Genomic DNA, 11,167 nt, shown 5'->3' on the forward strand with positions numbered 1-11,167 from the left:
GATCCGAGGAAGGTGACCCCATGTTCGACAGCAGCTCGACGGACCCTGTGGCCGAGGCGTTCGAGGCCCAGCGCGACCGCCTGCGTGCGGTCGCCCACCGCATGCTCGGATCGCACGCGGATGCCGAGGACGTGGTGCAGGAGGCCTGGCTGCGGCTGTCCCGCCAGGACACGGCGGGCATCCACAACCTGGCCGGCTGGCTGACCACGGTGGTCGGCCGGATCAGCCTCGACGTGCTGCGTTCGCGCCAGGCCCGCCCCGAGGCGTCCTACGGCGACCGGCTGCCCGAGTTCGTCGTGACGCTCGACGACGCGTCCGCGCCCGCGCCGGAGGAGGACGTGGCGCTCGCCGACTCGGTCGGGCTCGCGCTTCTCGTCGTCCTCGAGTCGCTGGGGCCGAGTGAGCGGCTGGCGTTCGTGCTGCACGACCTGTTCGCGGTGCCGTTCGCCGAGATCGGCCAGATCCTCGGCAAGTCCACCGCCGCCACCAAGATGCTCGCGAGCCGGGCCCGCAGGAAGGTGCAGGCGACCGAGCGGCCGGCCGCCGCCGGGCCGGAGCAGCGGGAGGTGGTCCGGGCGTTCCTGGCGGCGGCTCGGGGCGGCGACTTCGAGGGGTTGCTGCGGGTGCTGGATCCGGGGGTACGGCTGACCGTGGACACCCCGGGCGGTGTGGTCGTCACTCTCGGCGCCACCGAGGTCGCCGCGGGCGCGCGACTGTCCGCCGCCGCAGCCGCGCGGGGGCGTTCGGTGCTCGTCAACGGGCTTGCCGGGCTGGTGTCTTGGCGTGCGGACGGCACGCTGCTCTCGGTCATGGCGTTCACCGTCGTCGACGGGCGGATCACCGGCATCGCCATCGAGACCGACCCGGCCAGGCTCGCCTCGATGGACCTGCCGGAGCCGGAGTAAGGGCCGCCTCAGCTGCCGGACAGGTCCGGAGTCGCCGACTCGCCGCAGCTGCGTTCGCGGGCGCCCTCACGGGTGCGGCCCGCGCTGACCGTGCGGCGCGGGTTGCGGCGCAGGTACTCGCCCTCCAGCTGCGCCATGCGCTCGTTGTGGGTCCGCAGGGCGTCGTTCGAGCCGTACAGGAGGGTGTCGTGACGCGTGCGGTGGATGGTCTCCAGCTCCTTCATGAGCTGCTGGTCGTCCAGCTTGCTGGGGTCGACTCCGGTCATGGTGGTGCCCCGCTCGTCGTGTCGGTCGTCCGGTCCGGGTGCCCGCCCGGCGTACACAGCTCCCGAGCGGTTCCCGGGAGGGAGCCGTGCAGCTCGCGTTCCTGCATCCACTCCACTGTACGAACATCCGGGGCCCCGGGCCTGCGCAGCCACCCCTCGCCCGAAACCCGGGGCCACGGCGGGTCCACGCCCGTGACCCGCGGTGGGTCTACCGTGCCCGCTCGACCCTGCGTTCGTCCCAGACCGGTTCGGAGGTCTCGCGGACGCGGCCGTCGCTGCCGAAGACCAGGAAGCGGTCGAAGGAGCGGGCGAACCAGCGGTCGTGGGTGACCGCGAGGACCGTGCCCTCGAAGGCTTCCAGGCCTTCCTGGAGAGCCTCGGCGGACTCCAGGTCGAGGTTGTCGGTGGGCTCGTCCAGCAGCAGGGCGGTGGCACCGGCCAGTTCCAGCAGCAGGATCTGGAAGCGGGCCTGCTGGCCGCCGGAGAGCCGGTCGAAGGACTGTTCCGCCTGTGCGGTCAGTTCGTAGCGGCGCAGCCGGGACATGGCCGCACCCCGGTCCTGGGAGTGCTCCTTCCACAGGATGTCGAGGAGGGTGCGCCCCTGGAGTTCGGGGTGGGCGTGGGTCTGCGCGAAGTGGCCGGGCACGACCCGGGCGCCGAGCTTCCACTCGCCGGTGTGCGCCACGTCCTCCCCTGCGAGCAGCCTCAGAAAGTGTGACTTGCCGGAGCCGTTGGAGCCGAGGACGGCGACCCGTTCGCCGTAGAAGACCTCCAGGTCGAAGGGCTGCATCAGGCCGGTCAGCTCAAGTCCCTTGCAGGTGACGGCCCTTACGCCTGTACGGCCGCCCTTCAGGCGCATGGTGATGTCCTGTTCGCGCGGCGGCTCGGGCGGCGGCCCGGCCTCCTCGAACTTGCGCAGACGCGTCTGGGCGGCGGCGTAGCGGGAGGCCAACTCGTGGCTGACTGCGGCTGCCTGACGGAGGTTCAGGACGAGCTTCTTCAGCTGGGCGTGCTTCTCGTCCCAGCGGCGGCGCAACTCCTCGAAGCGGGCGAAGCGTTCGCGGCGGGCCTCGTGGTAGGTGGCGAAGCCGCCGCCGTGCACCCAGGCGTCGGCGCCGGCCGGTCCCGGTTCGACGGAGACGATCTTCTCGGCTGAGCGGGAGAGGAGTTCGCGGTCGTGGGAGACGAACAGGACCGTCTTGCGGGTCTCCCTGAGCTGCTCCTCCAGCCATCGCTTGCCGGGCACGTCGAGGTAGTTGTCGGGCTCGTCCAGCAGCAGGACCTCGTCGGTGCCGCGCAGCAGGGCCTCCAGGACGAGGCGCTTCTGCTCGCCGCCGGAGAGGGTGCGCACCTGCCGCCACTGGGCACGCTCGTAGGGCACGCCGAGCGCGGCCGTCGTGCACATGTCCCAGAGGGTCTCGGCCTCGTAGCCGCGTACTTCGGCCCAGTCGGCGAGGGCCTGCGCGTAGCGGAGCTGGGCGGCCTCGTCGTCGACGGTCATGATGGCGTGCTCGGCGGCGTCGACGGCCCGGGCGGCCTCGCGGATGCCGGGCGGGGCGACGGAGACGAGCAGGTCGCGCACGGTCGTCTCGTCGCGTACGGAGCCGACGAACTGGCGCATCACTCCGAGGCCGCCGCTGACGGTGACGGTGCCGCCGTGCGGTTTCAGCTCGCCGGAGATCAGCCGGAGCAGGGTCGTCTTGCCGGCGCCGTTGGGGCCGACCAGGGCGACGGCGGCGCCTTCGCCGACCCTGAAGGACACGTCGCCGAGCAGGGCCCTCCCGTCGGGCAGGTGGTACTCCAGGTGCGCGGCTTCGAGGTGTCCCATGAGGAGGCATTCTGCGGTCCGGGCGAGGGCCGCGGCAAACCGATATGCGCTGCGCCACACGCGGGTCCGCCTGGCGGCGCCCCGGGGCCGCTATTCCACGGTGCCGGCGTCCAGTGGCTCGCCCGCCGGGCCGCCCTCCCCGGCGGGCTCCACGGTGGCGCCGGCCCAGGACAGGGCCTTCCAGCCGTCGGACGGGGAGCCGTCCAGGATCACGACGCCGGTGTTCGCGAGGGAGCGGGCGGCGGCGAAGGCCACGTCCACGTTGCCGGCGCGGGCGGCGGTCCACACGCGGATGGCGGCGCCGTGGCTGACCATGGCGACGGTCCGGGCGCCGCTCGCCGCGGCCTCGGCGACCACGGCGTCGTACCGGGCCAGGGCCTCCTCGCCGCTCTCCCCGCCGGGGATGCGCAGCGCGGTGTCGCCGGCGGCCCAGGCGAACACCGTGCGCAGGTAGGTCCGGCCGAGCGGGGAGTCGCCGGGCAGCATTTCCAGGTCGCCGGCGGACAGCTCGCGGATGCCGGCGCGGACGATCATGTCCAGGCCGCGGGCGGCTGCGAGCGGGGCGGCGGTGAGCCGGGTGCGCAGCAGGGTGGAGACGTAGAGGGCCTCGATGTCCTCGCCGGCGAGGGCCTCGGGCAGCGCGGCGGCCTGTGCCTGGCCGAGCGGGGTGAGTCCGGGGCCGGGTACGGCGGTGTCCAGCAGCTGGTCCACGTTGGAGGGGGTCTGAGCGTGGCGGACGAGGAGCAGACGCATCCGGAGGTCTCCTTGAGCGGCGGGCACTTCAGCGTAACCGGACGCCGTGGCCGCGATGTCGACCTGACGTTGCATCAGTCCATATGCCAAAACCCGGGTCTCATCATTCGGCATTCATGCGTACCGTGATCCGTACGCCGGGACGGGCTCGCAGGACCCCGTGGCCGGTATGACGAGAAGAACGACAAGGGGGCACAGCCATGCCGGAAGCGCGGGAGACCGCCGTCTACACGCACGGGCACCACGAGTCGGTGCTGCGTTCGCACACCTGGCGGACCGCCGCCAACTCCGCGGCCTATCTGCTCGGTTCGCTCAAGCCCCACATGAAGATCCTGGACATCGGCTGCGGTCCGGGCACCATCACGGCGGACCTGGCGGAACTGGTCCCGGACGGCCATGTCACCGGTGTCGACCGGGCGCGGGGCATCCTGGAGCAGGCCCGGTCCACCGCCGCCGCCCGCAATCTGGCCAACGTCGACTTCGCGGTCGCCGACGTCCACGCCCTGGACTACCCGGACGACACGTTCTGCGTGGTCCACGCCCACCAGGTGCTCCAGCACGTGGGGGACCCGGTGCGGGCGCTGCGTGAGATGCACAGGGTGACGAAGCCGGGCGGGTACATCGCCGTACGTGACGCGGACTACGCGGCGATGACCTGGTATCCGGCGCTGCCGGGCCTGGACGACTGGCTGGACCTGTACGAGCGGGTCGCCCGCGCGAACGGCGGTGAGCCGGATGCCGGGCGCCGGCTGAAGTCCTGGGCGCTGGCGGCGGGGCTCACGGACATCACCGCCACCTCCGGCACCTGGACGTTCGCCGCGCCCGAGGAGCGGGCCTGGTGGAGCGGGATGTGGGCGGACCGCACCCTGGCCTCGGCCTACGCCGGGCAGGCCACGCAGGGTGGCCATGCGACCACCGGGGAGCTGGAGGCCGTGGCCGAGGCCTGGCGGGAGTGGGGCCGGCGGGAGGACGGCTGGTTCACGGTCCTGAACGGGGAGATTCTGTGCCGTAAGAAGGCCTGATCAAGAAGGCCTGATCAAGCGCTTTCGCCCGTGAACGAGTACGGCGCCCGGGGGCCGGCCAGTTCCACCCGCATTCCGGTGCGCTCGCCCTTCGTACGGTCGACCAGTTCCACGAATTCCTCGGAGTCCGTGCGCGACACGAGGTAGGAGGCGTTCAGCACGTTCCGGCCCGGCGCTCCGGGAAGTGCGGGGCTGTGCGGGGCGTACAAGCGGAAGTCGTCGGCGTGCCGGGCAAGGCTCCCGTGCACGTCGCGCGCGACCCGCTCGGCGTCGTCCTCCCGGGATACAGGGGGTCCCGCGGATTCCCGGGGCTCCAGGTAGATCTGTACGCCCCACTCCACCCGGCCGTGCAGCCGCTCCAGGATGCGCAGGAAGTCGCTCTCGCGCGCCTCCAGCATGGTGCGTACGGCGCTGTCGTCGCGCAGGACGGTGGCGAGCCGGAGCGGCAGCGGGGTGGTGACCGTGGCGAGCGCGTCGATCACGCGCTCGTGGGCGCGGGCGGTCCGCGTCCGCCAGTCCAGGTCCGCCAGATGGGCGCGCAGCCGCGCCTCGGAGAAGTCCTCCTCCGGGACGATGCTGATCACCGCGACCAGGTCGCGGTGTCTGAGCAGGGCGGGCGGGGCGCCGCCCACTCCGCACAGCTGGCACTGGAGTGCCGCTTCGAACGGGTGGCACACGGCGTACACGTAGCGCAGTCCGGTCCGTGGGGTCATCGGGCCTCCCTCCGGGCCGGGCTCCCACCCGTCGACGCCCTGCCAGGTTCTTCCCTCCCTACAGGGTGCTGCCACGGGCGGCGTACGTCAGGTCGAGCCGCCTGCCGCCGCGTCCGCGGCCGGGTCCTGGGCCAGCTGCCGGGCGGCGGCGGCGATCGCGATGACGTCGATGCCGGCCGCGTGCAGCTGTTCGTCGGGGGCGGCCGAGCCGGGCATGGTGCGGACCGCGAGCCGGGCCAGGCGGGGCATGGGCCCGCCGTCCGCGAGCGCCTCCGCGACGGCGTCGGCGAGGCCGCCCTCCGGGTGGTGGTCCTCGACGGTGAGCAGGCAGCCGGTCTCGGCGGCGGCGCGGCGCAGGGTGTCCGCGTCGACGGGCTTGACCGAGTACAGGTCGATCACCCGTACCGCGATGCCGTCCTCGGCGAGCCGGTCGGCGGCGGCCAGCGCTTCGGGCACGGTCACTCCGGCGGCGACGACGGTCAGCCGGTCCTCGGTGCTGGAGCGCAGCGTCTTGCTGCCGCCCACCTCGAACTCCTCCTCGGGGCCGTAGAGGACGGGGGTCTTGCCGCGCGAGGTGCGCAGATAGCGGATGCCGTCGCAGCCGGCCATGGCGGCGACCAGCCTGGCGGTCTGGTTGGCGTCGCACGGGTAGAGGACGGTCGAGCCGTGGACGGCGCGGAACATGGCGAGGTCCTCCAGGCCCATCTGCGAGGGCCCGTCCTGGCCGATGGCGACGCCCGCGTGGGAGCCGACCAGGTTGATGCCGGAACCGCTGATGGAGGCCATGCGGACGAAATCGTGGGCGCGGGTGAGGAACGCGGCGAACGTGGCGGCGTACGGCAGCCAGCCGCGGGTGGCCATGCCGACGGCGGTGGCGACGAGCTGCTGTTCGGCGATGTAGCACTCGAAGAAGCGCTCGGGGTGTTCCTTGGCGAAGATCTCGGTGCGGGTGGAGTCGCCGACCTCGCCGTCCAGGACGACGACGTCGCCGCGTGCGGTGCCGAGCGCGGCGAGGGCCTTGCCGAAGGCGTCCCGGGTGGCGGCCTCCTCGCCGCGTTCGTAGCGCGGGAGTTGGAGGACGTCGATGGTGGTGTCGTGCAGCACGGCGGCGGCAGGCGGTTCGCTGACGCAGACGCGCAGGTTACGGGGCCCGCCGAGTTCGGCGATGGCCTCCTCGGGTTCGGGCAGCGGCTTGCCGTGCAGGCCCTCGCGGTCCTGGACGGCGGCGACGCCCTTGCCCTTGAGGGTGCGGGCGAGGATCACGGCGGGCCGCCCGGTGACGGACCGCGCCTGGCCGAGGGCCTGGTCGACGGCGTCGACGTCGTGCCCGTCGACCTCGATGGTGTGCCAGCCGAACGCCTGGAAGCGGCGGGCGTAGGCGTCCAGGTCGTGGCCGTGCCGGGTGGGGCCGCGCTGGCCGAGCCGGTTGACGTCGACGATCGCGGTCAGGTTGTCCAGGTGCTCGTAGGCGGCGTGTTCGGCGGCCTCCCACACCGAGCCCTCGGCCAGTTCGCTGTCCCCGCACAGCACCCACACCCGGGCGTGGCTGCGGTCAAGGCGTTGTCCGGCCAGGGCGATGCCGACGGCGACGGGCAGGCCCTGGCCGAGCGAGCCGGTGGCCGTCTCCACCCAGGGCAGCCGGCGGGGTGTGGGGTGGCCTTCGAGGCGGCTGCCCAGCTTGCGGAAGGTGAGCAGTTCGCCGTCCTCGATGGCGCCGGCCGCCTTGTAGGCGGCGTACAGCAGCGGTGTGGCGTGGCCCTTGGAGAGGACGAAGCGGTCGTTGGCGGGGTGTTCGGGGCGTTCGAAGTCGTAGCGCAGGTGGTGGGCGAGCAGGACAGCCATCAGGTCGGCGGCGGACATCGAGGACGTCGGGTGACCGGAGCCGGCCGCGGCGGCGGCGCGCACGCTGTCCACGCGCAACTGCTGGCCGAGTTCGATGAGTTCGGCGGTGTTCATGGGTCTCCTTCGGCGGCGGGACGTGGATCTTGTTGTGCGGCTCCTCCGAGGTCTTCCGCGTAACCGGGTGCGGAGCACCCAAACGCCCGCCGGGTCACCCGGATGCCGCTGCCCCAGGGCAGGGCGCGGCCCCGCGGCGGGGCACAGCGCACCGAGGCCGCCGGGCGGTGCGCCGGACGGGGGCGACGGGGGCATGCGCCGGACCGGGTGCCCCAACTAGGCTCGTACGTATGGAGATTCTGGGCGCCTCGCTGCGCATCTGCGTCGAAGACCTCGAAGCCGCGATCCCGTTCTACGAGCGTCTGGCGGGCGGCAGAGCGCTCCGCTTCGAGCGTGGTGGTGTCCAGGTCGCCGCGGTGGGCTCCTTCCTGTTGATGAGCGGCCCGGAGGCGGAGCTGGAGATCCTGCGGAAGGTGGCCGCGACGATCGCGGTGAAGGACGTGGACGAGGCCCGCCGGGTGCTCACGGAGCTCGGCGCACGGATCATCGCGGGGCCGGTGGCGACGCCGGTGGGCCGGAATCTGATCGCCGTGCATCCGGACGGGTCGGTGTTCGAGTACGTCGACCACCAGGGCTGACGGGGGGCTGACCGGCGCGCAGGCCACCGCTCAGGGCGCCACGGCCCGCGCTCAGGGCGTGTCGGGTCGCATCCGGAAGTCGTGGTGGGCGGGCAGGGGCTCGTCGGTGAGGCGGGCCCAGAGCCGGCCGATCACGTCCGCGCCCTCCCTCAGGTCCGCGAGCTCGAAGCCCGCGTCGAAGACGGCCCGGGCGTCGGCGGTCCGGCCCTCCGCGAGCAGCAGTTCGGCCTCCAGCAGCCGGAACCGGCCGCGGCTGCGGACGGCGGGCAGGAGCCGTTCCCATACGGCCCGCGCGGTGGCCGTCCGCCGCGCCGCGAGGAGGGCTTCGAGGGTTTCGCGGCCGAGCGCGGCCAGGGCGGCCCTCCAGGTCTCGCCGTCGTCGCGCCGCTCGCGGCACAGGTCGTCGAAGGCCTCGGCGTACCGCTCCGCGGCCCGCTCGTGGTGGCCGCACTCCTGGTCGGCGACGGCGAGGCAGCGCAGCAACGGCCAGAGGGACGGCGCCAGTTGGAGGGCGCGCTCCCAGCTGCGGACGGCCTGGGCGCGGTCGCCGGCGTGCCACTGGGCGATGCCGAGGTGGTATTCGGTGTGGGGGGTGGCGGGTGCGGTCTCCAGCATGTCCCGCCAGTGCGGGGCGACCAGGGTCGCGCCCGGGGGCCGTACCCGGCGGGGCTCCGGCAGGGAGCCGGTGCGCAGCAGCTCCAGCCAGGGGGTTTGGGCCTCGCCGAGGGTGGTCTCGGGGAACGGGGTGCCGGGCAACTTCCAGCCTGTGCGCAGCACTTCGAGCGCGCCCCAGCCGGAGCCGGTGGCCAGGATCTCGCCGGGTTCGGTGTCGGCGTGCGGCTGCCACGCCCGGTACGCCGCCTCGACGCGGGCGCGGGGCAGTAGGGACTCCAGGCGTTCCTCCGCCGCCCGGACGAGCTCGGGCCAGGGCCGCCGGCCGTCGTCGCTGGGTGTGTCGAGGGGAGTGTCGAGGGGCGTCTCGAGGGGGCCGTACGCCTCCAGCCAGGAGACCTCGCTCTCCGCGTCGAGGCGGACGTGTTCCAGCTGGGTGCGGGCGAGTCCTGCCTGGATCTCGCAGTAGCCGCCGGTGCCGGGCTCGGTCAGCCACTCCTGCCAGCGCCGTCCGCCGGGTCCGCTGCCCCACACGAACAGTTTCCGGCCGTGCAGTACGTCGGTGGAGGTCTGTACGAGCCCGTGCCCGTCGGCGTCGACGGCGGCGATCCAGGGGCGGTGGCCGTCGGGCAGTTCGTAGAAGTAGTCGGCGGCGTAAGGGCTGTTGAGGGGGTAGGTGCGGTCGATGCCGTCGTGGATGGGGACGGGGACGCGGCGCAGGCGGCGTCGGTAGCCGATGGGGGTACCTCCCACGCCCTTGAGGCAGTGGGGGAGCCAGGCCTCGTCGGCGGGGGCGAGGATCTGCCGGTCCTCGGGTACGGCTGTGTTGGACCACCAGTAGGCGGGCATCGGGCGCTCGTGCGGATTGCGGACGCCGACGTAGAGGAAGTCGGAGCCGTCCGGGAGCCACAGGTCGACCTGGAAGGGCAGGTCGCGCAGCCGTTCCCACTCCCACAGGCGCAGCATGGCGCCGCCGTCGGGGGCGGGGACGCGGGCGGCGTGCAGGGGGGCGCAGGACAGGGTGGTGTGGCCGGTGGCGCCGATGTTCCATTCGATGCCGCCGGAGTACCAGGCGCCGTTGAGGGCGAAGTTGGCGGGCTGGAACACCGGGTTGCGGTAGAGGAGTTCGCATCCGGTGGGCAGGTGGACGAGGGAGGCGACACGGCCGCCGAGGCCGGGCAGGACGGTGGCGCGCAGCCGGTCGTTCTCGATCACCAGGGCGTCGAGGGGGCGTGGGGTGCGGGTTCTTCCGTATCCGTCACGGAGGGGCACCGGCAGCAGGCTGCGCAGCGGCTCGTAGTCGAGTTGGCGGGCCATGGACCGGGGCATCGCGTCGCGGTCGCGGTCGTCGATACGGTGAACCTCGTCGAGCAGCCGGAGCGGGGGCAGCGGGTTGTCCGGTCCCAACTCGGCGGCGGGCAGCGTCAGTACCTCGCGTCGGATCCTCGTCACGGTGACCATGGAACCCGCCGGGGCGCGGGTCGGCCAGGGGAGCTGTCGGTCAGGATTACGCAAAAGCCGCGGAAGCCGGACCCCCGGCCGGGTGCGTCCATGCCCGCAACCCGGCGGTTTTCAGGCGCGCATCTCGGCGGTGAGCGCCCAGCGTTCGTGGTCCCGCCACGCCCCGCCGATGTAGATCATGGCGGGCGAGAAGCCTTCCCGGCGGAAGCCGGCGCCGCGGGCGAGGGCGAGGGACGCGGTGTTGCCGGGCTGGGCGTTGATCTCCAGCCGGTGCAGTCCGAGGGGTCCGAACGCGTACCCGATGACCAGGTCGAGGGCCTCGCGCATCAGGCCCCGGCCGGCCGCGTGGGCGAAGGCGCCGTAGCCGAGGGCGCCGCACTGGAAGCCGCCCCGGACGATGTTGTTGATGTTGATGAAGCCGGCGATGGCCCCACTGTCCTTCTCGCACACCAGGAATCCGGCCCTGGCAGGATTGTCGATCAGCCCGTCGGCGTAGGTGGCGTAGGCCTCCTCGGTCTCCGGCGGGAACAGCCAGGGGTGGTGCAGGCCCTGGCTCTCGCGGGCCCTGGCGGTGAACTCGGCACCGTCCTCGCGGGTGAAGGGGCGGATGCCCACGCGGGGGCCCTCGGCGAGGTAGCCGGATGCGGCGTGCGTCATCCGATCATCGTACGCGCCACCGGCGGGTCACCGGCCGCGCCGCTTCACGGCGTACGCCCCGCACACGGCGCCGATGAGGCCGGTGGCGAGCAGGGCCGTCCACAGCGGCATGGTGATCTCGGGGCCGATCAGCCGGATGCGGGTGGGGCCGGTGTTCTGGAACACGAGGACCAGGGCGAGGAGGGCGAGGGCCGGCACGGGTATGCGGGCCCGGCTCGACGGCCCGGCCGTGCTGTCGTCGGCTGCGATGCCCTCCTTGGTCTTGGGGCTCATGCGATCAGGGTGAGGCAGAGGGCGCCGTTCCGCACCGCGGCGGCGCCCTCCGGGTGACCGGCTTGGTGCCCTGATTCCCGAAGTACGCGCCGTCGCTCGCGGCGACGACGAAACCGGGGCAATACGGATGCCGGCCGGTAGGT

Annotated in this window: 11 protein-coding genes; 3 read left to right on the forward strand and 8 right to left on the reverse strand. The window is 73.1% G+C overall.

Translation table 11 applies throughout. The features are described 5' to 3' along the window. Nucleotides 1-20 precede the first annotated feature (20 nt). Nucleotides 21-905, forward strand: a complete 885-nt coding sequence (locus tag ACWD3E_RS16185) for a sigma-70 family RNA polymerase sigma factor (RefSeq protein ID WP_451388191.1) — start codon at nt 21-23, stop codon at nt 903-905. A gap of 8 nt (nt 906-913) precedes the next feature. On the opposite strand, the gene ACWD3E_RS16190 is transcribed toward ACWD3E_RS16185, so the two are convergent. The 3 genes from ACWD3E_RS16190 to ACWD3E_RS16200 all read right to left on the reverse strand — a co-directional run bounded on the left by ACWD3E_RS16190 (nt 914) and on the right by ACWD3E_RS16200 (nt 3,752). Beyond that, the gene (locus ACWD3E_RS16190; protein ID WP_451354644.1) at nt 914-1,171 is read right to left on the reverse strand and encodes a DUF6158 family protein; all 258 of its coding nucleotides are present in this window, start codon (nt 1,169-1,171) and stop codon (nt 914-916) included. Between the two features lie 208 nt (nt 1,172-1,379). Further along, the gene (locus ACWD3E_RS16195; protein ID WP_451388192.1) at nt 1,380-2,999 is read right to left on the reverse strand and encodes an ABC-F family ATP-binding cassette domain-containing protein; all 1,620 of its coding nucleotides are present in this window, start codon (nt 2,997-2,999) and stop codon (nt 1,380-1,382) included. 90 nt (nt 3,000-3,089) lie between these two features. Further along, the gene (locus ACWD3E_RS16200) at nt 3,090-3,752 is read right to left on the reverse strand and encodes a histidine phosphatase family protein (protein ID WP_451388193.1); all 663 of its coding nucleotides are present in this window, start codon (nt 3,750-3,752) and stop codon (nt 3,090-3,092) included. Nucleotides 3,753-3,952: 200 nt separating this feature from the next. Here ACWD3E_RS16200 and ACWD3E_RS16205 point away from each other — a divergent pair, with 200 nt between their 5' ends. Continuing rightward, nucleotides 3,953-4,774, forward strand: a complete 822-nt coding sequence (locus ACWD3E_RS16205; protein ID WP_451388194.1) for a class I SAM-dependent methyltransferase — start codon at nt 3,953-3,955, stop codon at nt 4,772-4,774. A 14-nt stretch (nt 4,775-4,788) separates the two neighbouring features. On the opposite strand, the gene ACWD3E_RS16210 is transcribed toward ACWD3E_RS16205, so the two are convergent. Beyond that, entirely contained in the window at nt 4,789-5,487 is a 699-nt protein-coding gene (locus ACWD3E_RS16210) for a GvpL/GvpF family gas vesicle protein (protein ID WP_451388195.1), read from the reverse strand. Between the two features lie 87 nt (nt 5,488-5,574). Further along, a complete protein-coding gene (locus tag ACWD3E_RS16215; RefSeq protein WP_451388196.1) occupies nt 5,575-7,638 on the reverse strand; it encodes a transketolase in 2,064 nt (687 codons plus the stop codon). Between the two features lie 35 nt (nt 7,639-7,673). Here ACWD3E_RS16215 and ACWD3E_RS16220 point away from each other — a divergent pair, with 35 nt between their 5' ends. Next, nucleotides 7,674-8,021 carry a VOC family protein gene (locus ACWD3E_RS16220; protein WP_451388197.1) on the forward strand — a complete coding sequence of 116 codons (348 nt, stop codon included), beginning with the start codon at nt 7,674-7,676 and terminating at the stop codon, nt 8,019-8,021. Between the two features lie 51 nt (nt 8,022-8,072). Here the strand turns inward: ACWD3E_RS16220 and ACWD3E_RS16225 are convergent, their stop codons facing one another. From ACWD3E_RS16225 to ACWD3E_RS16235, 3 genes are all read right to left on the reverse strand, one after another. After that, nucleotides 8,073-10,094, reverse strand: a complete 2,022-nt coding sequence (locus ACWD3E_RS16225) for a DUF5107 domain-containing protein (RefSeq protein WP_451388198.1) — start codon at nt 10,092-10,094, stop codon at nt 8,073-8,075. 111 nt (nt 10,095-10,205) lie between these two features. After that, the gene (locus ACWD3E_RS16230; RefSeq protein WP_451388199.1) at nt 10,206-10,751 is read right to left on the reverse strand and encodes a GNAT family N-acetyltransferase; all 546 of its coding nucleotides are present in this window, start codon (nt 10,749-10,751) and stop codon (nt 10,206-10,208) included. Between the two features lie 27 nt (nt 10,752-10,778). After that, the gene (locus tag ACWD3E_RS16235; RefSeq protein ID WP_451388200.1) at nt 10,779-11,024 is read right to left on the reverse strand and encodes a LapA family protein; all 246 of its coding nucleotides are present in this window, start codon (nt 11,022-11,024) and stop codon (nt 10,779-10,781) included. Nucleotides 11,025-11,167: the final 143 nt, after the last annotated feature.

This window comes from Streptomyces sp. NPDC002676 (genome assembly GCF_053592455.1).